Here is a 26858-nt window from a genome sequence, read left to right on the forward strand (position 1 = left end):
TCTGGGGTCGGACTCACCCCTTGGGCACCTTGGCCGCGGCGACGTCGTCGGGGTAGCCGTCGTAGAAGTCGGTGTATCCCTTCTCCTTGCCGAGCAGCACGTAGAGCCGTTCGGCCTCGGCGTCGGTGTATCCCTCCTTGCGGAGCTCGACCTTGCGGTTCTTGAAGGTCGAGGTCTGCTCGAAGTCGTCGACGACCCGCACGAACAGCGGTACCGCGTAGGACGGCAGCGCGTCGTAGAGGTGCCGGGCGAACGCGCTCGGATCGAGCTCGGCACCCTCGCGCAGCTTGATCGCGATCATTCCGGCACGACCGTCGGTTCCCGGGACCTCGACGCCGTACGCCACCGACTGGGCGACGGCCTCGTAGGAGTCCACCGCACCTTCGACCTGGGTCGTGGCGACGTTCTCCCCCTTCCATCGGAAGGTGTCGCCGAGCCGGTCGACGAAAGCGATGTGCGCGAACCCCTGATCGCGCACGAGGTCACCGGAGTTGAAGTAGGCGTCACCGTCCTTGAAGGCGTCGCGGATGATCTTCTTCTCGGTCTCCTCCGAGTCGGTGTATCCGTCGACGGGTACCCGGTCACTGATCTGGGCGAGCAGCAGACCGGTGCCGCCCCGGCCGACCTTCACGAGCCGACCGTCGTCGCCGCGCTTCGGGTTCCCCTCCTCGTCGTACTCCACGATCTTGTACGGGAGCGGGCAGAAGCCGGCGGTCTTGTCGACGCTGAACGCGTTGACGAAGGCGAGGTTGAGTTCGCTGGCCCCGTAGAACTCGACGACACGGTCGACGCCGAATCGTTCGCGGAACTCGTCCCAGATGTCCGGGCGCATGCCGTTGCCCACCACCGTGTGCACGGAATGCTGGCGGTCCGTGGGCTTCTCGGGCTGGGCGAGGAGGTAGCGGCACAACTCGCCGATGTAGCAGAAAGCCGTCGCGCGGTTGAGGATCACGTCGTCCCAGAACTTCGACGCCGAGAACGACCGTCCGATGGCGATGCACGCCCCGGAAGCGAGGACCGAGGACAGCGACACCGACAGCGCGTTGTTGTGGTACAGCGGCAGCGGCACGTACATCGTGTCGCTGTGGCGCAACCGGACGGCCAGACCACCGATGCCGGACAGGCTGGCCAGCCACCGGTTGTGGCTCATCACGCTCGCCTTCGGCATCCCCGTGGTGCCGGAGGTGAAGATGTAGAAGGCCTTGGTCGACGCGGGCAGCTGCTCGGTGACCTCGGGGTTCTCCCCGGAGAGCCCCTCGGCGGCGGCGTCGAATTCGGCGAAGTCGTACACGTGCCGAGGCAGGACCGACTCCGGGATCGACTCGAAGGCCTCCGCGCAGTCGGGATCGTGGATGAGGACCTTCGCCTCGAGCAGTCCGACGCTGTGCTCGAGCACCTCACCGCGCTGGTTGTAGTTCAGCATCCCGGCGATCGCGCCCAGCTTGACGGTGGCGAGCATCAGCAGCAGGTCGGTGGTGCAGTTCTTGGACAGCAGCGCCACCACGTCACCCTTGCCGACGCCGTCAGCAGAAAGCGCTGCGGCATAACGGTTCACCCGGCGGTTGGCCTCGCCGTAGGTCGTCGTGCGGCCCTCGAACCGCACGAAGGGCCGGTCGGGGTGTTCGGCCGCGTGCTTCTGGAAGACCGAACCGATCGTGCGCTTGGCCTCGGGTGGGCGTCGGATGAGCCCCGGTGCGTGCTTGATCATCCCGGTCGCGTGTGGCGCCATCTTCACCACACCACGAAGAAGGTCGGGGATACCGACCGTCTTCTTCACACTCTGCTGCCGACTGTCCTGCTCGACCTCTGGGGACATCTGCCCTCCGCTCTCCCGCTGGCGTTTCGAGTGCCCCGCGCACCCTCGCGCTACCTTACCGGCCGGTAGCAAGGCCTCACCGGGCCGTTGCCAACTCCACCGCGTCGGACACCGAGCGCGTGATGAGCAGTCGGTCGAGCGATCGACGGGCGACGAAACCGGTTGTCGACAACTCTCGCAGCCAGTCGAGCAACGGCGCGTAGAAATCGGAAGGATCGAGCAGGACGACCGGCTTGTCGTGCATTCCGAGGTATCCGCCGGTCCAGGTCTCGAAGAGTTCTTCGAGCGTCCCGATACCGCCCGGCAGGGTGATGAACCCGTCGGCGCGCTCGTCCATGAGTCGCTTGCGCTCGCGCATCGTCTCCGTGACGACGAGTTCACCCGACCCGAGATCGGCGACCTCGTGTTTCATCAGCGCCCGCGGGATGATGCCGACCGTGTGGCCGCCGGCCTCGCGAGCGGCGTTGACCAGCGCTCCCATCATGGAGATGTTCCCGCCACCGGAGACGACCACGTGCCCCTGCTCGGCCAGTGTCCGCCCCACCTCGGCGGCGAGATCGAGGTAGGGCTGGTCGACGGGACCGGACGCGCAATAGACACAGACAGCACTCACCGGGCAATCGTGCCATCGCGGCCCGGCGAGGTCATATCGGCCCTCAGGGCGTGGCTGCTTCGATGGCGGCCACCACGTCATCGGGATCGTCGACCACGGTGAGCAGGTCGAGATCCTCCGGCGAGATCATCCCGCGCGCGGCGAGGACGTCGCGCATCCAGGCGAGGAGCCCGCCCCAGAAGTCACTGCCCACCAGCACGATCGGGAACCGGACGACCTTCTTGGTCTGCACGAGGGTCAGCGCCTCGAAGAGCTCGTCGAGCGTGCCCATCCCACCGGGAAGGCAGACGAACGCCTGCGCGTACTTGACGAACATCGTCTTGCGCACGAAGAAGTAGCGGAAGTTCATGCCGAGATTGACCCACGGGTTGAGGCCCTGTTCGAAGGGCAGCTCGATGTTGAGTCCGATCGACTCCGCCCCGGCCTCGTGCGCACCCCGGTTCGCAGCCTCCATCGCACCGGGTCCGCCGCCGGTGATGACCGCGTAGCCGGCCTCGCCCAGCGCCCGGCCGACGCGCACGCCGAGCGCGTACTCCGGCGAATCCGGATGCAGTCGCGCCGAGCCGAAGACCGTCACGGCCTCGGCGACCTCGCTCATCGCGTCGAATCCGGCGACGAACTCGGACTGGATGCGCAGGACGCGCCAGGAGTCACGCATGGTCCGGTCGGAACGACGCGCGGCGTCGCGCGGGTCGACCCATTCCAGCAACCGGCGGTCGGTGGTCTTGCCCTGCTGGTCTCGACGGATCCGGATCGGTCCGACGTAGCAGGTGTCGGCGTCCCCGGCCTCGTCGGCCTCGTTGACGGCTGCGGCGGGATCGGGCGTGGTCGACATGGCGGTCACGCTAGCAGCGCCGCCCGGACCGGACGGTCTCGCCAGGTCAGGACAGGTACGCGCGAAGCAGTTCGGTCACCGCGCGGATCTGCTCCACCGGCACTCGTTCGTCGACGCGGTGCGCGAGGTTGGGGTCGCCGGGACCCAGGTTCACGGCCGGGATCCCGAGCGCCGAGAACCTGGACACGTCGGTCCAGCCGTACTTCGCGCGGAAGCGCCCGCCCGCGGCGTCGACGAGCGCCGCGGCCGCCGGATGCGCCAGCCCGGGCAGGGCGCCGGCGGCGGAATCGGTGACCTCCAGCCCGAGGGTGCCGTCGGCCAGATCGGCGGCGAACACCTCGCGCACGTGATCGAGCGCCTGGTCCACCGAGCGGTCCGGCGCGAAGCGGAAGTTGACGTCGACGTGCGCGGCGTCCGGGATCACGTTACCGGCGACGCCGCCACCGACCGCGACCGCGGACAGCCCCTCGCGGTACTCACAGCCGTCGATGTCGACCCGGCGGGCCCGATAACCCGCCAGCGTGGTGAGGACACCGCCGAGTTTGTGAATGGCGTTGTCGCCCATCCACGACCGGGCCGAATGCGCACGGGTGCCCGTCGTCGACAGACGAACCCGCAGCGTTCCCTGGCACCCCGCCTCGATGAGCCCCGCGGTGGGCTCGCCGAGAATCGCCACGTCGCCGGCCAGCCACTCGGGGAGCTCGCGCTCGATGTCGTTCAGGCCGTTGAACTCCGCCGCGATCTCCTCGCAGTCATAGAAGACGAGTGTCAGATCCGAGGCGGGCTCGGGCAGCGTCGCCGCGAGGTGGAGGAACACCGCGTCACCGGACTTCATGTCGACGGTCCCGCATCCGTGCAGGACGTCGCCCTCCTCGGGATGGGTCTCACGACGGTGTGGGAGGTTGCCCGCGACCGGCACGGTGTCGAGGTGTCCGGCGAGGATGACCCGCTGGGCGAGACCGCGATCGGTGCGCGCGAGAACGCGGTTGCCGTGCCGGATGATCTCGAAACCGGTTGTCTGCGTTCGCAGGGCGGCCTCGACCGCGTCGGCGATGGCGGACTCGTTGCGCGACTCGCTCTCGATGTCGACCAGTGCGGCGGTCAGGTCGACGGGGTCGGCGGTCAGGTCGAGATCGGGAATGCTCACCCCTTCACCGTAGTGAGCCCACCTCCGCGGCGCCGAAGGAGACGCTGAACTTCACGCACCAGAGAAACACCGACGGATAGTCACCCAGGTCGACGTCGGCGGGGATCTCGTAGACCTGGTTGCCCTTGTTCCCCTTGATCATGCCGAGGTCGACGTGCGGGACCCCGGCGGCCGTGCGCCAGCCACTGAATCCCTCGACGACATCCCCCTGCGACAGCCACACGTGGACGTCCGGGCCGGTCGTGGTGTCCAGGTTCTCGATCGCCAGGACCCGCGACCCGCCCGGTTGCTCGATGATCGAGACCGTCCCGGAGGTCGAGTGTTCGTGGCTGATCAGATCGCCCCGCGAGACCACCACCGGTCCGGCGGGAGGCGCTTGCCCCGGCGCCGACGTCGTCGGGGTGACCGCCACGGGGATCGCGTCGTCGACCTCGGTGTCGACGAAGATCAGCCACGGCTGGAAGACGGCGGCTCCGACGGCGAGCGCCGCAATGACCACGACGCCGAGCCCGCCGAGCACCCACGGCCAGCGCCGGCGTCGGCGCCGTGGTGGTGCGGGTGGCTGCGGATGACCGGTCATGGTGGCGACCCTACGAGCGGCGCACTACGCGTGACCAGGTCTTTGGGCCGAATGGATGACGACGGGTCGGCGCCGCGGCGTCGGTGGCGGGGCGTGGACGTCCGGCATCGATCACCTAGACTCACGTGTCGTGACTTCTACTGGCGCACACGCAACTGGCATCGCGACCGTGATCGACGGGGGTTCGACTCCGGGCGTCGTCCTCGACGTCTGGTTCCCCGAGCCCGAACTCGACGGTGTCGAGACCGCGGAGACGGTGACCCTCGACGAGGAGTCGACGCCGGCCCACCTCCGTGAGCTGGTGGGAGTCGACGAGGCCCGCGGGGTGAAGACCATCGCGGTCCGCACCGGGATCGCCGACATCGCCGCCGCACCCATCGACGCCTACGACGTCTACCTGCGACTGCACCTGCTGTCGCATCGGCTCATCACCCCGCACGGCGCCAACCTCGAGGGCATCTTCGGAATGCTCACCAACGTGGTGTGGACCAACCACGGCCCCTGTGCGGTCGAGAACTTCGAGTCGGTTCGGGCGAAGCTCCGCGCGCGTGGACCGGTCACCGTCTACTCGATCGACAAGTTCCCGCGCATGGTCGACTACGTCGTGCCCGGGGGCGTCCGCATCGGCGACGCCGACCGTATCCGCCTCGGTGCGCACCTCGCGGCCGGCACCACCGTGATGCACGAGGGCTTCGTCAACTTCAACGCCGGAACCCTCGGTTCGTCGATGGTGGAAGGTCGCATCTCCGCGGGTGTCGTCGTCGGCGACGGCTCCGACATCGGCGGCGGCGCATCGACGATGGGCACCCTGTCGGGTGGCGGCAAGGAGATCATCGCGCTGGGCAAGCGGTGCCTGCTCGGCGCGAACTCCGGCTGCGGCATCCCGCTGGGTGACGACTGTGTCATCGAGGCCGGTCTCTACGTCACGGCCGGCACCAAGGTCACCGGGCCCGACGGCACCCAGATCAAGGCGCGCGACCTGTCCGGACAGTCCAACCTGCTGTTCCGTCGCAACAGCCTGACCGGCGCGGTCGAGGTCGTGCCGTGGAAGGGCGACGGCATCGCCCTCAACGAGGCCCTGCACAAGAACGACTGAGTCCCTCGGAGGGATCGCCGCTCACTGGCCGGATCGGCGATCCCGACGTATGGTGGGCTCATGAGCACATCGAACAATCGTTCGACGAACGACACCGAGAACGAGGTCCTCGGCGCAGGCGCCGGAAACTCCACCGAGAAGGATCCCGACGACTGGGTGACCGGTGACGAGCCGATGACCGGGGCGCAGCGCAGCTACCTCGACACCCTCGCGCGGGAGGCCGGTGAGACGATCTCGGCCGACCTCACCAAGGCGGAGGCCTCCGAAGAGATCGACCGATTGCAGAAGAAGAGCGGGCGCGGCTGACCAGGCCGGGACTCAGCCGGCCAGACGAGCGACCGCCGCACCGATGCGTTCGTCGGTGGCGGTGAGCGCCATGCGCACATGGCGTTCGCCTGCCGGCCCGTAGAAATCGCCGGGGGCACAGAGGATTCCACGCGCGGCGAGCCAGTCGACGGTCTCCCGGCACGGTTCATCCCGGGTGGCCCAGAGATACAGGCCCGCCTCTGAGTGGTCGACCCGGAAGCCCGCGGCCTCGACCGCACCCTTCAGCAGACGACGGCGCGCGGCATAGCGTTCGCGCTGCTCGTCGACATGGGCATCGTCCCGCAGCGCGGCGGTCATCGCCCCCTGGATCGGGAACGGCACGATGAGTCCGGCATGCTTGCGGACCGCGAGGAGTTCACCGATGAGCTCGGGGTCGCCGGCGAAGAAGCCCGCGCGATACGACGCCAGGTTCGAGATCTTCGACAGCGAGTGAACCGCGAGCAGCCCGGTGTGGTCGCCGTCGCAGACCCTGGGGTCGAGGATCGACAGCGGCTCGCCCTCCCAGCTCAAGCCGAGATAGCACTCGTCGGAGACGACGACGGTTCCACGCTCGCGTGCCCACCCCACGACCTTGCGGAGATGGTCGAGGCCGAGAATCCTGCCGGTCGGATTCGACGGCGAGTTGATGAACATCAGGGCCGGGTTCATCGGTCCCAGGGCGACGGTCGAATCCGCGCGCACCGGCCGGGCACCCGCGAGCAGGGCGCTCACCTCATACGTCGGATACGCGACCTCGGGGATGACCACGTCGTCGCCGGCACCGAGCCCGAAGGTCGATGCGAGCCCGGCGATGGCCTCCTTCGTCCCGATCACCGGGAGGATGCCCGTCTCGTCGAGCGACGTGACGCCGTGCCGTCGGATCAACGATTCCGCGGCCGCTTCGCGTAACTCGCGCGTTCCGGTCGTCGTCGGATATCCGGGGAACGTCGAACTGTCGGCGAGTGCGTCGCGGATGAGGGCGGGCACCGGGTCGACGGGTGTGCCGACCGAGAGGTCGACGATGCCGTCGGCGTGAGCCTGGGCTGTCGCCTTCGCGCCGGCGATCGTGTCCCAGGGAAAGTCCGGCAGGCGTCCGCTCACACGAGTGGAGGAGACACGCAACGGTGCGGCCGCACGGGAGACGGAGCTGCTCATGCGGAGCCGGTCAGTCCTCTTCGTTCATCGGCGGGAGGCCCTTGATGAACGCCGGATCGGCATCGGTCTTGCCGACCTTGCTGGCACCGCCCGGCGAACCGAGGTCGTCGAAGAAGTCGGCGTTCGCGCTGACGTAGGGCTCCCACTCGTCGGGAACATCATCCTCGTAGAAGATCGCCTCGACCGGGCACACCGGCTCGCACGCACCACAGTCGACGCACTCATCCGGCTGGATGTAGAGCATGCGTCCACCCTCGTAGATGCAGTCGACGGGGCATTCCTCCACGCAAGCCTTGTCCAACACGTCGACGCAAGGCTCCGCGATGATGTAGGTCACCACTCACTCCTTCGCTAGGGAAGATCCGGGTCGGCGCGACGAGAAGCGCGGTTCGGCGTCGAACAGCACTCCGGCATCGGCGCCGGTGCGGCCCGAGGGCTGGTCGAACCGCACCCCACAGTATCCGCCCCGGTGGACGCTGCGACGAAATCGGCCCCCGTCGAGAAGCACCTGGATCGCCCTTCGAGTAACGAGGATCACACTCGGGCGGCAAACCCGACGTCCCGGGTTTCGCTCAGCGTGCCGCCAAACCTCGACGCCACGGCGGTCGGCGGGCAGTCTCGGGCACATGATCGTCGTCGACGAATCCGTCCTCACGGGCCACCGCCCCGTGGGCGCATGCGCTCGGGTGCCGCACCGACCCACGGCGCGGTCGATGTCGATGTGCTGTTGCTGAACCGATCGGCCACACCACATCCATCGACCTCGCAAGGATTCGCCATGACCTCCACACTCGCCCGCACCGAATGGGCATCTCCGTCCTCGACGCCGTCCCTCTCCCCCGCCCGCCGTGCGCGGAACTCCTCGTCGCTCCGTGAGCGTCCGGTGACCGCGGCTCCGCGCGCCCTCAGCCACCTGCCGACGCGGCTACGGCCCGCCGACCTCCTTCGCATCACCGATCAGGGCGTCGCGGACGTTCTCGACGGCCGGCACGACGCACTCCTTCCGGAGGTGTGGGACGAGCGGCACCGCTGGTCGACACGTCTGCACGCCGACGACGACGTCGACGTGTGGCTGATCAGCTGGACGCCGGGTGAGGCCACCGAACTCCACGACCACGCCGGCTCGCTCGGCGCGCTGACCGTCCTGTCGGGAAGCTTGCGCGAGTACCACTGGACGGGGGACGATCTGGCGGTGCGCATCCTCGACGCCGGCGACCAGGCCGCCTTCCCCCTCGGGTGGGTGCACGACGTCGTGCGAAATCCGGTTGCGGCCACGCCGGACTCGTCGCCGAACGAGGAGCCCGTTGCCCTGGTGACGCCCACGCTCAGCGTGCACGCGTATTCACCGCCGTTGACCGCGATGTCCTATTACGACATCTCCGAGGGCGGACACCTGCGCCGCAACCGGACTGTTCTCACCGACGAACCCGAATGACCGGGACGCGGCCGACCAAGACCATCGACGACGTCCTCACCGAGGCACGGGCCCGTCTGGACCGCGTCGACGCCGCGGCTGTTCCCGCCGAACTCGCCGCCGGTGCCGTGCTCGTCGACATCCGGCCTGCTGCCCAGCGCGCCGAGGAGGGCGAGGCGTCGGGGGCTCTCGTGATCGAACGCAACGTCCTCGAATGGCGTTGCGACCCGCAGAGCGACGCGCGGATCGACCAAGCCGTCGACCACGACGTCCGCTGGATCATCCTGTGCTCACAGGGATACACCTCCAGCCTCGCCGCGGCGGCGCTGCAGGATCTCGGGCTCCATCGAGCGACCGACGTCATCGGCGGGTTCGAGGCCCTCGCACCCGTTCTCGACTGACCCTTCGAGGCTCGCTTCGCTCGCACCTCAGGGAGCAGAACAGTTCCGCTTCGCTCGCACCTCAGGGAGCAGAACAGTTCTCAGGCGACCGCGGGCCAGGGACGGGGTGCCGGTCGGGTGTCGACGGCGAGCCCGGTCACCGGGTCCGCGAGTGCGGCGACGTGATGGGTCAGAGCCGGGTCGATCCAGTCGGCACCGTTCAGGACATAGGGCGGCTGCGCGGTGATGCGTTCGGCGAGAACGAAATCGGACTCCGCGGTGCGTGCGGCCAGGGCGTCGAGGTGGGGCCACGGGCGCTCCGGATTGACATGATCGGGCGTCAACGGCGACACCCCACCCCAGTCGTCGACGCCCGACGCGATCAGTGCCGCGCATTCGGCGGGCGACACCAGATTCGGCGGCGCCTGGACCCGCATGTGCGGACCGAGGACGATCCGGGCGACCGCGACGGCGGCGAGGAACTCGGTCATCTCGGCATCGGGGGTCGAGCGCATGGCGGTGTCCGGCTTCGCGCGGAAGTTCTGCACGATCACCTCCTGGATGTGCCCGCCCCGGGCGTGCACATCGGCGATCGCCAGCAGCGATTCGGCTCGCTCGGTGAGGGATTCGCCGATCCCGACCAGGATGCCGGTGGTGAACGGAACGCGTGCGGCGCCCGCGTCGCGCAACACCTGCATGCGGACCAGGGGGTCCTTGTCGGGACTTCCGTAGTGCGCCTGGCCTTTCTCGGTGAACAGGCGGCGTGACGTCGTCTCCAGCATCATGCCCATCGACGGCGCGACCGGCCGCAGCCGGAGCAGTTCCTCGAGGCTCATCACCCCGGGATTGAGGTGCGGCAGCAGTCCCGTCTCCGACAGCACCGCGACCGCCGCGGCACGCACATAGTCCAGCGTCGAGGAGTAACCGCGTTCGGCCAGCCATTCGCCGGCCTGCGGCCACCGGTCCTCGGGCCGGTCACCGAGGGTGAAAAGAGCTTCCTTGCAACCGAGTTCGGCACCTCGTCGCGCAAGGTCGACGACCTGGTCGAGTTCCAGGTAGAGGCCCTCCCCCGCGCGTGCGAGCTTCCCGGGGACCGTCACGAAGGTGCAGTAATGGCAGCGGTCGCGGCACAGCCGGGTCAGCGGGATGAACACCTTGCGGGAGTAGGTGATCTGACGCGGCCTGCCGGCCGCCTCGAGTCCTTCGTCGCGGATCGCCCCGGCGATGGACTGGAGTTCGGCGAGGTCGTCTCCCGAACAGGCCAGGAGCGCCTCGGCCTCGTCGAGACCGATCGGCGCCCGGTCGCGGGCGGCGGCCAGCGCCGCACGAATGGTGGTCTGGTCGGTCATTCCTCCCCCTCCTCGGGTGTTCCGGTGCGGATGTCGCCGGGATCTGGTTCATACGGCTGGGGGTCGAAGGTGCCGTTGCGTTCCCGGAACGAGGCCGCGGTGCCCGGCCAGAGCAGGGTCAGGCGACCACTGTCGGGGTCGACATACCAACTGTCACAACCGGTCAGCCACACCGTCGACTCGCTGCGCGCGTCGATCTCGCGCGTGTACGCGTCCTCCGCCGCAGGCGAGACCGCCAGGGTCGCGACTTCGTTGTCGGCCATGTACTCCAACGCACCCACGACGTAGTCGAGTTGCGTCTCGATCATGTAGATCGCCGAGTTGTGTCCGAGTGCGGCGTTCGGCCCGTCGAGGACGAACATGTTGGGAAATCCGCTGACGACGGTCGAGGCGTAGGAGGTCATACCCGCGGACCAGTGCTCCGACAACCGCCGGCCGGCCCGTCCCGTGATGCGCGACGCCGCGGGAGGCCGCGCGGACTCGAAACCGGTTGCCATCACCAGCACGTCGAGGTCGTAGGTGTGACCGCTGTGCGCAGTGGCCTTGGACTCGGTGACCGACGCCAGTGCGCTCGGCTCGAACACCACGTTGGACCGCTGCAGCGCCGGGTAGAAGTCGTCGCTGAGAAGTATTCGCTTGCAACCGATCTCGTAGTCCGGGGTCAGCTGCTCACGGAGGTCGGCGTCGGCCACCTGCCCGTGCAGGTGGTCACGGGCCCGCGCCCGGATCTCGTCGATGTCGGGATGCAGCCCGAGCCGCTGCCGGAATGCCACGTCGGCCTCGGCGAGGAGTCGGTCGCGCACTTCGGAGGCGACGACGGGATCGAGCATCGCGGCGCGCTCGTCGTCGGTGTAGCTCCGGTCCGCCCGAGGCACGACATACGGTGCGGTGCGGCAGAAGACGACGAGCTCCTCGGCGACGTCGGCGAGGTGCGGGACCAGCTGGACCGCCGACGCGCCGGTCCCGACGACCCCGACCCGCTTCCCCGCCACGGCGACCTCGTCGTGCCAGCCGGCCGTGTGGACGACCTGCCCCGGGAAGGTGTCGAGTCCGTCGATGTCGGGGATGCGCGCCTCCGACAGCCGCCCCACGGCCAGGACCAGCGTGCGCGCACAGAACGTGGCGGACCTTCCGTCCGGCGCTGCCGCGGTGATCACCCAGTGCGCGGCCCGCTCAACCCAGACAGCTTCGCGCAGTTCACGATTGAGTTCGATGTGATCGGCCAGCCGTTCGTCGACGACGATCTGCTCGAGGTAGCCGCGGATCTCGGCACCGCGCGGGAACCGCGTCGACCAGTCCGCGGGTGGCCGGAACGAGAACGAGTACAGATGTGCCGGGATGTCGCAGGCGATACCGGGATAGGTGTTGTCGCGCCACGTGCCCCCCACTCCGTCGGCCCGTTCGAGCACGACGAACGATTCCCGCCCGCGACGCGCGAGTTGCGTTGCCATCCCGAGGCCGGCGAAGCCCGCGCCGATGATGACGACATCGACGTCGTCCATGGTCAGCGGGGGCTGCCGCGTTGCGGTCGACGACCCGACCGCGGAGGGTGTCCCACTCACGCGGACACCTGGGGCAGCGGGAGTTGCCGATCGGATCCGGGCTCCTCGTAGCGGGTGGTGCGCTGACGCGGTGTGCGTCCGGCGCGCGCCGCGATGTCGACGACGGCGGCGGCGTCGAGCACGCGACCCGCTTCCGGGCCGGCGGCCGGCATCAGCGCGCCGTCGAGCAGCAGACCACCCAGATCGTCCGCCCCGCCGCGCAACACCAGATCGACGGTGGCGGCCGGGAGTTTCGTCCAGGCCACCTGGAGATGGTCGAGGAGGCCCGCGGACATGAGCCGGGCGACGGCATGCAACGCGCGGGTCTCCCGTTCCGACGCCGTCCGCGAGGCGGAGCCGGCGAGGTGGGGAGGAACGTTCTCGGGCAGCAGCGGCATCAGGATCAGCTCGCTGAAACCGCCCGTGCGACGCTGTATCTCGAGAAGCAGGCGCAGATGTGCGATCTGGTGCGCGGGCGTCTCCACGTGTCCGTAGAGCATCGTCGCGGTGGAGAAGAGGCCCACGCGATGGGCTGTCTCGATGACGTCGACCCAGCTGCCGACCGGTGGGGCCGAGCCGGAGGGTGACAGCGTCGCCCGGACGGTGTCGTCGAGGATCTGGGCGGCGGTCCCCGGCACCGATCCCAGGCCCGCCGACCGCAACCGCTCGAGATGTTCGGCGACGGACACCCCGGCACGCTCGGCGCCGTCGACGATCTCCGGGGCCCGGTAGGCGTGCAGGTGCAACCCGTCGGCGGTACCGGTGATCTCCTCGACGAGCCGGACGTACCCGTCGGCCGGCAACTCGGCGGGCAGTGGACCCTGCATGCAGATCTCGGTCGCGCCGAGCCCGACCGCCTCGGCCACCAGCTCGTCCAACCCCGGGTCGTCGGGCCCGAGACGACTGACGACGCCGGTGTCGAAGTTGCGGTTGACCACGAAGGTCAGCGCATCCGGGTCGGTGACGTGACGGCGCACGGAGTCGGCGAGATCGCACAGTTCGTCGAGGTGCGCGCCGCAAGCGCCGAGCAGCGCGACCCAGCCGTCATCGTCGAGGGCGTCGGCCCCGAGTGTCGGGTCGTCACGAACACGGCTCAATGCGGCCGTGACGCGCTCGTTCGGGGCCAGGATGTCTTCGGCCCACGCGCGCAGAAGCATGTCTCTCACTCTAACGCCGCCCGCCGCAGTGCAGCGCAGAGCGCCCCCGCGCAGGTGCGGTCAGTCGGGCTCGGGCAGCCGACCGGTCCAGGCCAGCGCGGCGCACGGCCCGACCCCGAGGACGAGGAGCAGCAATGTCTGCACCAGGTAGCCGCCGCTGATCGAGAGCACGACATCACCGCCCGGACCGGGGAGCCCGCCGGCGATTACGACCACGAGTCCCCACGCGGCGAGTGGGCCGTACCGCCACGGGGTGGCGGTGAAGGCGGCCGCGAGCCAGAGCAGGACCGCGTTGACCACACCGGCGACGAGGGCGGCGACCGGCAGAGCGACGCCACCGAAACGCTGATAGGTGAACGCGACGCCGAGGAGTCCGATGGCGAACCCGTCGACGATCAGGAATCCGAGGAGGACCCGGTCGAGGACGGACCCCGGCGCGGGGCGAGTGGAACGTGTCATCGGCTTCATCGATCCCGGGTCTCAGTCGATCCCGGCGAACAGGTCCGACTCACGTGCGCCCGGGTCGTCCGGGGCATCGAGCGACTCGTGGCGTTCCGGTTCGGTGAGGATGTAGTGCTCCGCGCTCGCGATCGGCTGCAGGATGTTGTTCGACAGCGCGTATTCGGTACCCGACGCGGCGACGGTCACCTGGGTGGCATGGGCGGCCAGGGCGGCAACCTTGCGGTCGAGGTACGCACTGATGTCGATCTCGGTGGTGATGTCGGCATCGGGGTAGCTCGGCAACTCCCCCGCACGGGGCATCCGCCAGTCGTCGGGCACCGTGACGGCCCGGGCCAGACCGGACTCGAGGGCGCTGCGTTCGGTCACCGACTCATAGACCTTCACGGGGCCCCGGCCCAATTCGCGGGCGCGGGCGACCGCGGCCGCGGTGACCTCGTGCACGAGCTTGTGGTCGGGATGTCCGTACGTCCCCGAGGCGTCGTAGCTGACGACCACCTGGGGTGCGAACTCGGTGAGCACATCGACCAGTGCGCGGACCGGTTCGTCGAACGGTGCCCGCACGAGTGCGCGCGGGTGGTTCGCGGACGGCGCGCCGGCCATTCCGGAATCCCGCCAGCGTCCGGCGCCGCCGAGGAATCGCGGCCGCAGCGGGGCCCGGCCGTCGGGAGTGAGCTCGGCCAGGGCCCGTGTCAGTTCGAGGACCCGGAAACCACCGAGTTGGTCGGCACCTCCGTCGGCGACCAGTTGGGCCCACTCGTCACCGATCACCTCGCCCTCCTCGCCCAGCGTGAAGGTCAGGACCCGCACGTCGACGCCCTCCGCGAGATACCGGGCGATGGTGCCGCCGGTCATGATCGTCTCGTCGTCGGGATGCGCGTGGACGAGCAGCAATCGGCGACCGTCCGAGGTACCGGTCACGACAGCTCCCAGTCCACCGCGGTCCCGAAGATCGAGACCTGGATGGGTCCGGTGAGCGGGACGTCGCGCACGGCGGACGTGGTTCCGACGACCATCGAGTCCTGGTACAGCGGCAGATAGACGGCCTGGGCGGCCAGCAGCGGTTCGGCCTCGTTCAGCGTCGGCACCGGGTCGTCCTCGGAGAGCGCGGTCCGTGCGAGCTCGATCAGACGGGGGTCGCACAGTCCGGAGATGTTGCTGGCGTAGCTGTCCCCGGGATCGCCGCCGCTCGGCGCGATGCTGGTGGGGGTCGGCGGCGTCGCGGGCGACGGTTCGGTGCCGGGTTTGGGCTGGTTGCAGTCGACCTGCGAGGCGAGCGATGCCGCCGGCGGCACGCCGAGCCCCGACCACCCGACCACCAGGTCGACGCGCTTGTTGGTGAGGGCCGAACCGTACAGCTCACTGTTGGGGAGTGTGACGACCTGCGCGCGCACCCCCGCGCCGCGGAGCTGGTCGACGATGCTCGACGCGGCCGACGTGGTCCGTGGATCGCCGGCGACCGCGCCGACACGCACGATGAGGTCCTGACCGTCTCGCTGGAACGCCAGGATGCCCTCGGGCAGCTCCGGCACCTCGGCCAGCCCTTCGATCGGGGCCTCGCCCGAACCCGGGACCGGGGATGAACCGGACGGGGACGGGGAGGGGGACGAGGACTGCGACTCGGACGACGGCGACTCGGACGACGGCGCGGGCACCGGGGACGCGGAACCGACCGGTTCCGGCGCGGCGCGACGATAACCGGCGCCGGCCAGCAATGCGTCGATCTCGGCCGGTCCGGCACGCGGTCGGTCCACCGGCGAATAACCGGGGTCCGACGGCGCGAAGACCGTGTTGGCGTACGGCTCGACGACCCAGTCCCCGGCACCGGCGAAGGTCGTCAGCCGCGGGTCTATCAGCCCGAGGATCGCGCGCCGGACCTCGACCGAGCTCATCGCGTCGGTCCGGGCGTTCACGCTGACGCCCAGCGATCGCGCTGTCAGGCTGCGCGCGGTCTCCAGACCGGGCAGGGCGGTCAGTTCGGCGTCGGTGGCCGGCGAGGCACCCAGGGCCACGACGGCCGAATCGCCGGAGCGCACGGAGTCGAGCATCTGGGCCTCGGTGCCCGCGCGACGCAGCACGATCTGATCCAGCCGCGGCGGTGTCACCCAGTAGCGATCGTTGCGGGCGAGCCGGACCTCGTCCCGGGTCTTGTCGATGCCCACGATCGCGTAGGGACCGGCCGACACCGGCTTGCCGGTGTCCATCCCGGTCTGGAAACCCGCGGGCGCACCCTTCAGCACGTGGCTCGGCAGCAGCCCGGTGAAGAGCTCTCGCCAGGCCGGATACGGCCGCTCGAACCGCACCTCGACGACCTTGCCGCCCTCGCTGGACTGCACCGAATCGATGAGTCGGTAACCGGCCGGAGCCACGACATTGGGTTGCCGGGACATCTGCTGCCACAAGAAGTTGAAGTCGTCACCGGTCACCGGGAGGCCGTCGGACCATTGGGCGTCGGTGTGGATGCGGTAGGTGACCGTGAACGGCGCGCGCGACGTCACCTCCGCGGAGGTCACGAACGAACGCTGGAGCTCCCACACCGTCCCGCGCGGTGTCTGGACCGGGGCGAAGGCACTGGGCAGCGTCATCGCCGCGACCGCCGTGGTCACCGGGTTCTGGTCCGCGGCGATGTGCGGATTGAACCCCGAGCCGACCGAGTCGGTGGCGATGTAGATCGTCTTCTCCACCGGGTACTCGGTCGGGGTGGGCGGTGGCCCCGTGTCGCGGACCGGGGGCGGCGGATCGGACATGCACGCCGTCAGCACGACGAGCAGCGCGACACCGCACGAGAGCACACCGAGGATCCGGCCACGGACCCGGTTCGCGGCCTCGCGGCCAGGACGTGGTCTCGCGCGATTCACCTCGGATACCCCCATGACAAAGAAGCTGCTCGGTCCGTCAAGACGTGTCGAGGCCACCGCCCCGATCGCCGGCCGCGGTCAGGATCCGACGGCGGCGTCTCGGGACTTTGCCCGCGAACGCTCACGTGCCCGCGTGTTCGAGTCGAGGTGCACCTTACGCACCCGCACGACCTCCGGGGTCACCTCGACACACTCGTCGGCGGCACAGAACTCCATCGCCGCCTCGAGGTCGAGCTGCATCGGCTTGGCGAGGGTCTCCATCACGTCGGCCGAGGACTGCCGCATGTTGGTCAGCTTCTTCTCGCGGGTGACGTTGATGTCGAGGTCTTCCTGACGCGGGTTGATACCCACGACGTGACCCTCGTAGCTGTCGTCGCCCGGGTTGACGAAGAACGTGCCGCGATCGGCCAGTTGGATCATCGCGAACGGGGTCACCGTGCCGGCGCGGTCGCTGACGAGCGAGCCGGTGTGGCGGGCGCGGATCTCGCCGGCCCAGGCGTCGTATCCGTCGAAGACGGCGTTGGCGATACCGGTGCCGCGCGTCTCGGTGAGGAAGTCGGTGCGGAAACCGATCAGGCCTCGTGAGGGAACGATGAACTCCATCCGGACCCACCCGGTGCCGTGGTTGTTCATCTGCTCCATGCGGCCCTTGCGGGCGGCCAGCAGCTGGGTCACCGCACCGAGGTACTCCTCGGGGACGTCGACGGTCAGGTGTTCGAAGGGCTCCTGCACCTTGCCGTCGACCTTGCGCGTGACCACCTGGGGCTTGCCGACGGTCAGCTCGAAACCCTCGCGGCGCATCTGCTCGACGAGGATCGCCAGCGCGAGCTCACCACGTCCCTGCACCTCCCAGGCGTCCGGGCGGCCGATGTCGAGCACGCGCAGCGAGACATTGCCGACCAGCTCGGCGTCCAGGCGCGACTTGACCATGCGGGCGGTCAGCTTGTGACCCGAGACGCGGCCGGCCAGCGGCGACGAGTTGGTTCCGATCGTCACCGAGATGGCGGGCTCGTCCACGGTGATCCGCGGGAGCGGCTGCGGGTTGTCGACGTCGGCCAGCGTGTCGCCGATCATGATCTCCGGCATACCGGCGACGGCGACGATGTCGCCGGCCGATGCCGACTCGGCCGGTGCCCGCTCGACGCCGACGGTGGCGAGGAGTTCGGTGATCTTGGCGCGTTCGACGACGGCCTCGCCGTCGACCTCGCGGCACCAGGCCACCTGCTGACCCTTGCGCAGGGTGCCGTTGTGGATGCGGACGAGCGCCAGACGACCCAGGAACGCCGAGGCGTCGAGGTTGGTCACGTGCGCCTGCAACGGGGCCTCCGGGTCACCCTTGGGCGCCGGGACGTGCTCGAGCAGGACGTTGAAGAAGTCGTCGAGGTTCTCCCCCGACGGGACCTCGCCGTTGGCGGGCTGGACGGTGCTGCACTTGCCCGCGCGGCCCGAGGCGTAGAGCACCGGGAGTTCGAGGACCAGCTCGGCGGCCTTGGCGGCCTCGTCGCTGAGGTCCGAGGCCAGATCGAGCAGCAGGTCCTGCGTCTCGTCGACGACCTCCTGGATGCGGGCGTCGGGACGGTCGGTCTTGTTGACGACGACGATCACCGGCAGCTCGGCGGCCAGCGCCTTGCGGAGCACGAAGCGCGTCTGCGGCAGCGGGCCCTCGGAGGCGTCGACGAGGAGCACCACACCGTCGACCATCGACAGACCGCGCTCGACCTCACCACCGAAGTCGGCGTGGCCGGGGGTGTCGATGACGTTGATGACGACCTCGGTGCCGTCCGGCTGGCGCCGGTGGACCGCGGTGTTCTTGGCGAGGATGGTGATGCCCTTTTCACGTTCGAGGTCACCGGAGTCCATCACCCGGTCGACGACCTCGGCGCGCTCGCCGAAGACGCCGGACTGGCGCAGCATGGCGTCGACGAGTGTGGTCTTTCCGTGGTCGACGTGCGCGACGATCGCGACGTTGCGGAAGGTGGGGGCAGCGCTCACTGGCTCTCTTTCGTGTGGGTGGGGACCTGCGGCGGCGGCCGGCGCTCGGCTCGACTGCGGAACGTCGGCGACGCTCGCATCCGAACGGCTCTGACCGGCGCGGGGAGCAGATCACCTAGGGATTCAATGTGACAGAGTATCGGCTCGGACGGTGAGACCGCGATCACAGCACCCGGAAGCGGTCTAGTTAGGGTCTGCTAACCTCGCCGTATGGGCAAGGTCGACCCGACCAAAGTGGGCTCTCTGAAGCCCAAGAAGAAGTGCTGCCGGAGTTCCACGCGCTGCGTCCGCTGTCCGGTGGTCATCCACCGGATGCGCAAGCTCGACACCTCCGACATGTCGAAAAAAGAACTCCACAAGGCGCTGAAGAAGGCGCGCGCGGCCTGAGCCCGACCTCACCCCGGCGGGATGTCCCCCTCGCGTTCGGCGAGCCGGTCGTCGTCGACCGATCGGACCGCGACGGCCACCGCGACGAACGCGATCCCGACCGCCTCGAGCGGCCGCGGGACCTGTCCCAGCGCGAGCAGGCCGATCACCGACGCGGTCACCGGTAGCAGCGCGAGCAGAATGGCGAACCTCGCCTGGCCGACCCGCCGCAGCACCACCTGGTCCAGGGCGTACGGCACCGCGGTCGACGCGATGCCCAGCAGGAGGCCCTGGGCCAGCACGACCGGCAGCGCAGCACCCTCGCGCACCGCGTCGGCCACCCACCACGCGAGCGGCGCGGTGAGCAACGCGGCCACCGCGAAACCCGTCGCCAGATCCTCGACGCCGGCGCCTCGCGCCGCCACGCGCTTGCCCAGGACGATGTACCCCGCCCAGCAGGCGGCCGCGGTGAGCGCCAGGACGACGCCGATCGCCGTTCCCGACCACCGGACATCGGCGATCAGGACCACGCCGACCGCCGCCAGGACGAGGGCGGCGACATCGCGACGCGTCGCCGAGCCCAACGCGGCCACCACGATCGGCCCCAGGAACTCCAGGGCGACGGTCGTTCCCAGCGGCAGATGCGCGAGCGCCTCGTAGAACGCGATGTTCATCCCCGCGGTGATCAGCCCGAAACAGGCCGCGAGGCGCAGTCGCCCCCAGCGCCACGCGGTCCGGGGCGGCCGCACCCACAGCAGCAACACCAGGGCCGCCCCGGCGATCCGCAACCAGGCGACCGCGGCCGGGGCGATGACATCGAACAGGCCCACGGCGACAGCCGCCCCGAGGTACATCGACGTCGCACCGACGATCATCAGACCCGGCGGGACGAGCAGGTCGCGTCGCGTCACCGGCACGGCCACGTCCGTCCCACCGCGCGCGTCGTCACGGCCCGATCACCGCGACCCGCTCGGGCACCAGACGCATCCGCACCCGGTCACCGATGGCCACCGAAGTGTTCGTCACGGCGTCGATCTCGCCGATCGGGGTGTCGATGCGCACCCGCGGACCGGCCGGGAGTTCGGCGACGAGCACGACGGTCGCCGCCGCGTCCTCGACCTCTCCGGAGGACAGTGGGCCGACCGACACCGACTCGGGCCTCAGACCGAGCCTGCGGGAGCCGTCGGGAAGGTCCAGCGGCATCCCACCGAGCACGGTGTCGGCCACGCCCGACCGGACCTGGGCGTCGATGACGGTGGTGGCGCCGAGGAATCGCGCGGTCCACTCGTCGACCGGGCGTCGCCACAGCGCCGCCGGGGCGTCGGTCTGGATCATCACCCCGTCCCGCATCACCGCGATCTCGTCGGCCATGGTCGCGGCTTCGGTATGGTCGTGCGTGACCACCATCGTCGGGACGCCTGCCGCTCGGACGATCTCTGAGATCTCCACGGCCAGTTCATCTCTCATACGACGATCGAGGGCCGCGAGCGGCTCGTCGAGCAACAGCAGACGCGGGCGGGGGGCCAGCGCGCGCGCAAGTGCGACCCGCTGCGCCTGGCCGCCCGACAGGGTGTCGACGAGACGCGTGTCGTAGCCGGCGAGGCCGACGACGTCGAGCATCTCGCCGACTCGTTCGGCGATGGCGCGGCGCGACCAGCGCCGCATCCGGAGTCCGTATCCGATGTTCGACGCGACGCTGCGTCCGCCGAACAATTGCCCGTCCTGGAAGACGACGCCGAAGTCCCGGCGATGGACCTCGACACCGGCGAGGTCGACACCGCCGAACCGCACGGTTCCCCGGACCGGTGACTCGAGCCCGGCGATCGCCCGGATCAGTGTGGACTTTCCGCACCCCGACGGGCCGAGGATCGCGGTCACGAGCGAACCCTCTCCCCCGATGCGCCAGGACAGGCCGTCGATGACGGTGTCACCCCCATAGGCGACGGTGAGGTCACTGACTTCCAATGAATTCCCCGAGGTCACAGCAGTGGAACCTCCAAGCGCGGACGGAACGCCTCGACCACGACGACGGCGAGCACCGTCGCGACGACCAGGACCACCGAGGCGGCCATGGCGGTCGCGAGGTTGTCGGCGCCCGGCCGGTTCAGGGCGGACCCGATCAGCACGGGCAGGGTGGTCGTGTCGGCGCGTGCGAGAAAGCTGGTGGCGCCGAACTCGCCCAGGGCCATGACGAAGGCGAAACCGCCGGCTGCTCCGATCGACCTGCCGACGATCGGCAGGTCGACCGTGGCGAACACCCGAATCGGTCTGGCCCCCAACGTCGCCGCCGCATGCCGGAGCCGGGCGGGAACCGATTCGAGGGCGGGCATCATGATGCGGATGACCACCGGTATGGCGATGAGCGCCTGGACGAGCGGGATGACCGCGGGTGACGCAGCGATCTCGTACGGTAGCGATGCCAGCACGATCAGGTATCCGAATCCCAGTGTGACAGCACTGATCCCGAGTGGCACGAGCGAGATGGCCGACCCGATCGCCCCGACCAGCCCGTGTGCCCGGTGCAACGCGACGGCGGCGAGGGTCCCGACCGCCAGAGCGATCGCGGTCGCCGCGGTTGCGGTCACCAATGAATAGCGCAGACTCTCCAGCGGTGTCACGCCATTGACCGGTTCGGCCAGTGCGCGATAACCGGCGAGCGTCCAGTCGCCGTGCGCGACCGGCCGGACCGACCGCACCACCAGCACCAGGACGGGCCCGACGAGGAGCAGCGCCGTCCACACCCCGACCGCCCAGACGGCCGGCCGCGTCCACCGGCCGCCGGCGACCCTGCGGTCGCGTTCGGTCCGTCGCCCGGCGCCACCCGATCCTCGGCCCGCCGGGTCGGCGAACACCCGCGTCAGCAGCAGCGCGGCGAGGACCACGACGATCTGCAGCATCGACAGCGCGACCGCCTCGGGGATCCGGAAGTACCCGATGGCCTGGGTGTAGATCTCGGTCTCCAGGGTGCGCAGCTCACCGGCGCCGAGGATGATCACGACACCGAAACTGGTGGAGCAGAAGAGAAAGATGAGCGCTGCGGCCGAGGCGATCGCGGGCACGAGTCGCGGCACGACCACGGTCAGCGTCGCCCGTATCCGGCTCGCGCCGAGCGACCGTGCCGCCTCCAGCAGCCGTGGGTCGAGGTTGCGCCAGGCTGCGCCGACGACGCGCACGACGACGGCGACGTTGATGAAGACATGCGCCGCGAGCACGGCCGGTAGCCCGGACTCGATGTGCAGGAATGCCAACGGGCCGGACAGCAGTGAGCGGAACGCCACGCCGACGACGACCGTCGGCAGCACGAACGGCACCGTGACCACGACGGCGAGGACGACCGCGGTGGTCCCGCGGACCCGGGCGAACAACCACGCGATGGGTGCCGCGGCGGCGAGTGCCAGGACGGTCGAGGCCGCCGCCTGCCCCAGGGTGACGCCGAGAAGTCCCAGCGCGTCGGTGCGTTCGAGCAGTTCGCCCAGGCCGGTCCCCGAGTCGCGGGCGATCGACACGGCGCGCCGGACGAGCGCGACGACCGGCCACGCGAACAGCACCACGATGAACACAGCCGGGATCACCCACAGCGCCACCGGTCCGGCAGCCCGGGTGGTTCGGGTCACCGCCGTCGCGGCTCGGGTCACCGAGGCATCACCGGCCGACCGCGGCACGCCACTGATCGAGCCACATCTCGCGGTTCTCCGCGATCGTGGCGGGCGGCAGCGACGACATCCAGGCGGGCACCTCCGCGCGCGCCGGCCACCCTTCCGGGAGCGGCGTGTCGCGCTGCACCGGGTAGACGTACATCGACGACGGAAGTTCTTTCTGCACAGTGGGACTGAGCATGAAGTCGACGAGTTTACGTGCGCCGGTGGAGTTCCGGGTGCCCTTCAGGACGCCGATGTACTCGACCTGGGGGAAGCAGCTGTCCAGCAGCGCGCTCGTCCCGGGCGTGGCCGCCGGCGACGAGGCATAGGACAGCACGATGGGTTTGTCGCCGCGGCCCTCGCCGGCGGTGAAGAGCTGGTTGTAGGCGACCTCCCACCCCGAGACGACCGTCGCACCGCCACCGACGACCTGTTTCCAGTAGTCCTGCCAGCCGTTTCCGAGCGCACCGACCGTGGTGAGCAGGAACGCCGTACCCGGTGACGATGTCGCGGGGTCGGTCACCACGGTGAGCGCGGCGAACTCCGGCCGGGTCAGGTCGCGAAAACTCGCGGGCGGGGTCAGCGACCTGGATTCGAACCACCCGTCGTCGACGTTGAGGCACACGTCGCCCCGGTCGACAGCCGTCAGCTGCCCCTCCGCGCCGGGCACCGCATAGTCCGCGGCACCGTCGGCCGCGGCGGGCGACTCGTAGGACTCCAGGGCGCCGGCGTCGATCGGCCGTGAGGCGAAGGTGTTGTCGATGCCGAAGACCGCGTCCCCTTTGGGTGCGCCCGGTGTCAGTGACACCGTCGACGCCAATTGCCCCGCATCGCCGGATTTCACGATCTTCAGGGTCAGACCGGTCTCCTGGCGGAACGCGTCGAGCACCGACTCGGGAAGCTCGAAGGAGTCGTGGGTGAGCAGCGTGACCTCGGCACCCGACGACGAGTCGTCGGCGCATGCACTCGCGGTCGTCGCCACCAGTGCGATCGCGGCCGCGGCGACGACCGCGCGCGTCAGTCGCGATCTCCCGCGTCGACGACCCGGCAAGCCGTCGGTGCGCAGCTCGTTCACATCAGACTCCTGTTCGACCCGTCCGTGTTCCCCGAATTCTCTTCATCCAACCAGGTTGCCGACAGGGTGCTCGATTCGACCGACCGGACATCACTTCAGTAACAATTGCATCAATAACCACATAAACCTCACCCGTAACGCCGTCACGGCCTGGACATTGGAACCCGCAGGGGGCTTAGAATGACCCGCGACGACTCGGGTGAGAGGATGGACTGTCGCGACCCGACACCCGGGCGGATGACACGACCACGAGGCGCAGCACGGCTCTCCCGCCGGCGCCACGACCGTTAGGACACACCAGTGCGTTTCTCCCGGCCACCGAGGTTGCGGCCCGGCAATGCCCCGCATCGAATCCGGACTCGTCGCCTCCTCGTCGCCGTGTCGGCGCTGGCGGTGGCCACCTCGCTCGCCCTGCCGGTTGCCGCACAGGCCGCACCAGCCCCGAAGGTCGATCAGCGCGTTCTGGACTCGCTCGGCGCGTTCGCACCCGCGATCATCGGTTCGGTGGCGACACCCGGACCCGACGGCAAGGTCTCGGCCGATCTGCTCCGTCAGGCCCAGTCGTTCGCCAACACTCCCGGGATGCCCGGCGAGGTCAGCAAGATCTGGCGCTCGATCGCCGACTTCCTGGGCGAACCCGGCCGCAAGCAGGCCGCGCGTGAACTCGCCGCCGAGCGCAAGCCCGGCGACCCGGAGATCCCGCAGGGCCCGAACGCCCCGAAGATCCAGGAATTCCTCTACCCGACCTTCGGCCTCGGCTGCATCCCGGGTGGCGGTTCGCTCGGGCGCGCCCTGGTCACCGCGGGACCGCAGGAGGCCCCGGCTCCCGGCCCCAAGCGCGGCGAGAGCGGCTACGTCTACACCTCGCTCGGCACCGGCCCGGCCATCGACAACAAGGCCGCACCCCTCACGGTGAGCTGGTTCAACGTCGACACCGGCCGCACGGGCATGACGACGCTGAAGCGCAATCCCAAGATCAACGTCCAGGAGGGACCCGGCACCTTCACCGGTATCTCGCGGACCGGCAAGGGCCGTGTCATCTCGGCGATCCACGGCAACGTGACCACCAAGACGAAGGGCAAGGTCGTCTCCTGCACGATCGTCCCGGTCATCGGACTCGCGATCATCTGACTCTCCCCCTCTCACAGACGAAGGCACCCCGGCACATCGCCGGGGTGCCTTCGTCGTGACACCGATGTTCGGACAGTCACCACCCCCATGGCGTACAACTAGGTGTCGCCACCAGTCGTGAGGAGTTCTCGATGGGACCCGTGCTCGGTGAGCTGTTACCCCTTGCGGTCGGTGTCGCGGTGTCGCCGATCCCGATCATCGCGGCGATCCTCATGCTCCTGGGCCGCCACGCGCGCACGACGAGTATCGGGTTCGCGGTCGGATGGCTCGTCGGCATCGTCGTCGCGGTGGTCGTGTTCGTGGCGCTCGGCAATGCCGTCGACATCGGCGGTTCGTCGTCGGGCACCGGCTGGGTCAAGATCGCGCTCGGCGGTGTGTTGCTCGTCGTCGGCCTGCGTCAGTGGCGTTCGCGAGACGCGGTGTCCGCGACGCCGAAATGGATGTCGGCGATCGACGAGATGCGGCCGCTGACCGCGCTGGGAATCGCGTTCGCGCTGGCGGCGATCAATCCGAAGAACCTCGTACTCTGCGCGGCGGCGGGGGTCACGATCGCCTCCGGCGCGCTGTCGGCGTCCGGCGACGTCGTCGCCGTTGCGGTGTTCGCACTTCTGGCCTCGACCTCGGTCGTGGTGCCCGTCGTCGGTTTCCAGGTCGCGGCGGCACACCTGCGCGGCCCCCTCGACCGCCTGAAGTCGTGGCTGCAGGCGAACAATGCGACCGTGATGGCGGTGCTGATCCTGGTGATCGGAATCGTGTTGATCGGCAAGGGAGTCGGCGCGGCGAGCGGATAGGCACACCGAGGACACGGCTCGCCCGGCCACAGGCGAAGACGCAGGTCGCCGCGGGTTCGGTCTCTCGCTGATCGCGCCCGTGTCACAGGTCGGACTCGCGACTTGCCGCGGCCGCCGCCCGCGTGGTCTCGTGTAACTCGAGTCCCATCTGTCACACCCGACACACGTGGCGGGTGCTCGGTTGTCATCACCGGGGTTGCCATAAGGAGAGCCATGTCCCTCACGTCTCGGTTCACGCGCACCGACGCCGACCGTCGCGTCACCCGCAACCGCGCAATGCGACGCTGCGGTGCCGGACTCATGGGTGTGGCGATGGCGGCGGCCACACTCACCGCCACGTCGGCACCCGCGGCGGCCGAGCCACTCATCCCGGCGAACATGCTGGGTGCGCTGTCGATCCCGTTCGACGCCGAGCTGGCGGGCGCGATCCGTCTGCTGAAGGCTGCAGGCGTCGACCAGATCGCCGTTCAGGCCGCGCAGACGATCATGGGCAGCGCCGGGCAGCTGTCGGTCGAGGACATCGCCGGTCGTGCGGGAGCCCTCCCGTTGCCGGCCGCCGCCGAGGGTGCACCCGCGTCGGCCGCCACTCCCGCCGCCGCGCCGACCGATCCCATCGCCCTGCTCCGCACGCTGGGGATCCAGACACTCACCCCGTCGGTGTCGCCGTTCTGCACCGCACCGACCGCCGACAACCCGCTCGGTCTCGTCACCGCCGGCGCGGGAGCCGTGGCGGGTCCGTGGCCGATGAAGACCGATCCGCTGACCCAGCTCAAGCCGCTGCTGGACATGATCCCCGGCGTCAAGCTGCCCGAGAAGCTGAACCTCGTCGACAAGGGAGAGACCGCCTATGCGTTCGTGCCCGCCTCACCCACGGCCGGCAGCGGCGGCACCATGCAGGTCGCCTGGTTCAACACCAGCACCCTGCAGGGCGGATTCGCCGATCTCGACCCGATCACCGATCAGACCGCGCTGACCGCACTGCCCCTGCTGTCCGGGGTTCGCCTGGCACCGGTGAAGACCGGCAGCGGCACCATCCTGTCCGCGGTCTTCGGCAACGCGAGCAACGGCACCCAGAACTGCTGGTTCCTACCGGCCGTCGGCGTCGTCAACGCCTGAGCCGCTACGCCTTCGGTACTCGCCTCCTCTCACAGAACGAACT

At 69.5% G+C, this 26858-nt stretch carries 26 protein-coding genes; 8 read left to right on the top strand and 18 right to left on the bottom strand.

Annotation, left to right across the window (positions count from 1 at the left end; translation table 11 throughout):
• Positions 1-13: 13 nt before the first annotated feature.
• The 5 genes from KTR9_RS18075 to KTR9_RS18095 form a co-directional block, all read right to left on the bottom strand.
• Positions 14-1816, bottom strand: a complete 1803-nt coding sequence (locus tag KTR9_RS18075) for a long-chain-acyl-CoA synthetase (RefSeq protein ID WP_044507023.1) — start codon at positions 1814-1816, stop codon at positions 14-16.
• A 76-nt stretch (positions 1817-1892) separates the two neighbouring features.
• Positions 1893-2429: a TIGR00730 family Rossman fold protein gene (locus tag KTR9_RS18080; RefSeq protein WP_010841402.1), complete on the bottom strand. Its 537-nt coding sequence runs from the start codon at positions 2427-2429 to the stop codon at positions 1893-1895.
• Positions 2430-2472: 43 nt separating this feature from the next.
• Entirely contained in the window at positions 2473-3264 is a 792-nt protein-coding gene (locus tag KTR9_RS18085; RefSeq protein ID WP_014927570.1) for a TIGR00730 family Rossman fold protein, read from the bottom strand.
• Between the two features lie 46 nt (positions 3265-3310).
• Positions 3311-4411 carry a succinyl-diaminopimelate desuccinylase gene (gene dapE / locus KTR9_RS18090; protein WP_014927571.1) on the bottom strand — a complete coding sequence of 367 codons (1101 nt, stop codon included), beginning with the start codon at positions 4409-4411 and terminating at the stop codon, positions 3311-3313.
• 4 nt (positions 4412-4415) lie between these two features.
• Positions 4416-4931 (bottom strand): DM13 domain-containing protein, encoded by a 516-nt coding sequence (locus KTR9_RS18095; RefSeq protein WP_044507026.1) that lies wholly within the window; start codon positions 4929-4931, stop codon positions 4416-4418.
• Positions 4932-5121: 190 nt separating this feature from the next.
• Between KTR9_RS18095 and dapD the strand changes: the two genes are divergently transcribed.
• Both dapD and KTR9_RS18105 read left to right on the top strand, forming a co-directional pair.
• Positions 5122-6087 (top strand): 2,3,4,5-tetrahydropyridine-2,6-dicarboxylate N-succinyltransferase, encoded by a 966-nt coding sequence (dapD, locus tag KTR9_RS18100; protein ID WP_014927573.1) that lies wholly within the window; start codon positions 5122-5124, stop codon positions 6085-6087.
• Between the two features lie 60 nt (positions 6088-6147).
• A complete protein-coding gene (locus tag KTR9_RS18105) occupies positions 6148-6393 on the top strand; it encodes a DUF3072 domain-containing protein (RefSeq protein WP_014927574.1) in 246 nt (81 codons plus the stop codon).
• A 12-nt stretch (positions 6394-6405) separates the two neighbouring features.
• On the opposite strand, the gene dapC is transcribed toward KTR9_RS18105, so the two are convergent.
• Complete coding sequence (gene dapC / locus KTR9_RS18110; RefSeq protein ID WP_014927575.1) at positions 6406-7548, bottom strand: succinyldiaminopimelate transaminase; 1143 nt, start codon at positions 7546-7548, stop codon at positions 6406-6408.
• Positions 7549-7558: 10 nt separating this feature from the next.
• Positions 7559-7888, bottom strand: a complete 330-nt coding sequence (fdxA, locus tag KTR9_RS18115) for a ferredoxin (RefSeq protein WP_004019217.1) — start codon at positions 7886-7888, stop codon at positions 7559-7561.
• Positions 7889-8326: 438 nt separating this feature from the next.
• On the opposite strand from fdxA, the gene KTR9_RS18120 reads away from it, so the two are divergent.
• Entirely contained in the window at positions 8327-8983 is a 657-nt protein-coding gene (locus KTR9_RS18120) for a cysteine dioxygenase (protein ID WP_010841410.1), read from the top strand.
• Positions 8980-9363 (top strand): rhodanese-like domain-containing protein, encoded by a 384-nt coding sequence (locus tag KTR9_RS18125; RefSeq protein ID WP_014927576.1) that lies wholly within the window; start codon positions 8980-8982, stop codon positions 9361-9363. Before KTR9_RS18120 ends, KTR9_RS18125 begins: the two co-directional genes overlap by 4 nt.
• Before the next feature lie 80 nt (positions 9364-9443).
• Here the strand turns inward: KTR9_RS18125 and cofG are convergent, their stop codons facing one another.
• The 7 genes from cofG to typA all read right to left on the bottom strand — a co-directional run bounded on the left by cofG (position 9444) and on the right by typA (position 18698).
• Positions 9444-10691 (bottom strand): 7,8-didemethyl-8-hydroxy-5-deazariboflavin synthase CofG, encoded by a 1248-nt coding sequence (gene cofG / locus KTR9_RS18130; RefSeq protein ID WP_014927577.1) that lies wholly within the window; start codon positions 10689-10691, stop codon positions 9444-9446.
• A complete protein-coding gene (locus KTR9_RS18135; protein WP_044507029.1) occupies positions 10688-12193 on the bottom strand; it encodes a flavin-containing monooxygenase in 1506 nt (501 codons plus the stop codon). The genes cofG and KTR9_RS18135 overlap by 4 nt, the downstream gene beginning before the upstream one ends.
• A 56-nt stretch (positions 12194-12249) precedes the next feature.
• Entirely contained in the window at positions 12250-13389 is a 1140-nt protein-coding gene (locus KTR9_RS18140; protein ID WP_014927579.1) for an FO synthase, read from the bottom strand.
• A 60-nt stretch (positions 13390-13449) separates the two neighbouring features.
• Positions 13450-13857 carry a hypothetical protein gene (locus KTR9_RS18145; protein WP_010841415.1) on the bottom strand — a complete coding sequence of 136 codons (408 nt, stop codon included), beginning with the start codon at positions 13855-13857 and terminating at the stop codon, positions 13450-13452.
• Positions 13858-13869: 12 nt separating this feature from the next.
• Positions 13870-14769, bottom strand: a complete 900-nt coding sequence (gene mshB / locus KTR9_RS18150; protein ID WP_014927580.1) for an N-acetyl-1-D-myo-inositol-2-amino-2-deoxy-alpha-D-glucopyranoside deacetylase — start codon at positions 14767-14769, stop codon at positions 13870-13872.
• Positions 14766-16721: an ABC transporter family substrate-binding protein gene (locus KTR9_RS18155; RefSeq protein WP_044507031.1), complete on the bottom strand. Its 1956-nt coding sequence runs from the start codon at positions 16719-16721 to the stop codon at positions 14766-14768. The genes mshB and KTR9_RS18155 overlap by 4 nt, the downstream gene beginning before the upstream one ends.
• 63 nt (positions 16722-16784) lie before the next feature.
• Complete coding sequence (gene typA, locus KTR9_RS18160) at positions 16785-18698, bottom strand: translational GTPase TypA (RefSeq protein WP_010841418.1); 1914 nt, start codon at positions 18696-18698, stop codon at positions 16785-16787.
• A 210-nt stretch (positions 18699-18908) separates the two neighbouring features.
• Between typA and KTR9_RS27745 the strand changes: the two genes are divergently transcribed.
• A complete protein-coding gene (locus tag KTR9_RS27745) occupies positions 18909-19085 on the top strand; it encodes a hypothetical protein (protein ID WP_010841419.1) in 177 nt (58 codons plus the stop codon).
• 8 nt (positions 19086-19093) lie between these two features.
• Here the strand turns inward: KTR9_RS27745 and KTR9_RS18165 are convergent, their stop codons facing one another.
• From KTR9_RS18165 to KTR9_RS18180, 4 genes are read right to left on the bottom strand one after another with little or no spacing between them, the layout of a single operon-like run.
• Positions 19094-19987: an EamA family transporter gene (locus tag KTR9_RS18165; protein ID WP_014927582.1), complete on the bottom strand. Its 894-nt coding sequence runs from the start codon at positions 19985-19987 to the stop codon at positions 19094-19096.
• Positions 19988-20009: 22 nt separating this feature from the next.
• Entirely contained in the window at positions 20010-21047 is a 1038-nt protein-coding gene (locus tag KTR9_RS18170; protein ID WP_014927583.1) for an ABC transporter ATP-binding protein, read from the bottom strand.
• Positions 21044-22699: an ABC transporter permease gene (locus KTR9_RS18175; RefSeq protein ID WP_014927584.1), complete on the bottom strand. Its 1656-nt coding sequence runs from the start codon at positions 22697-22699 to the stop codon at positions 21044-21046. Before KTR9_RS18175 ends, KTR9_RS18170 begins: the two co-directional genes overlap by 4 nt.
• Before the next feature lie 7 nt (positions 22700-22706).
• On the bottom strand, positions 22707-23777 hold the full coding sequence (locus KTR9_RS18180; RefSeq protein ID WP_010841423.1) for a thiamine ABC transporter substrate-binding protein: 1071 nt from the start codon (positions 23775-23777) through the stop codon (positions 22707-22709).
• A gap of 300 nt (positions 23778-24077) precedes the next feature.
• Between KTR9_RS18180 and KTR9_RS18185 the strand changes: the two genes are divergently transcribed.
• From KTR9_RS18185 to KTR9_RS18195, 3 genes are all read left to right on the top strand, one after another.
• A complete protein-coding gene (locus tag KTR9_RS18185; protein WP_014927585.1) occupies positions 24078-24908 on the top strand; it encodes an Rv1157c family protein in 831 nt (276 codons plus the stop codon).
• A 131-nt stretch (positions 24909-25039) separates the two neighbouring features.
• Entirely contained in the window at positions 25040-25699 is a 660-nt protein-coding gene (locus KTR9_RS18190) for a GAP family protein (protein ID WP_014927586.1), read from the top strand.
• A gap of 213 nt (positions 25700-25912) precedes the next feature.
• Positions 25913-26815 (top strand): hypothetical protein, encoded by a 903-nt coding sequence (locus KTR9_RS18195; RefSeq protein WP_010841426.1) that lies wholly within the window; start codon positions 25913-25915, stop codon positions 26813-26815.
• The last annotated feature ends 43 nt before the right edge of the window (positions 26816-26858 follow it).

Source organism: Gordonia sp. KTR9, assembly GCF_000143885.2.
In the GTDB taxonomy this organism is placed as follows: Bacteria; Actinomycetota; Actinomycetes; order Mycobacteriales; family Mycobacteriaceae; genus Gordonia.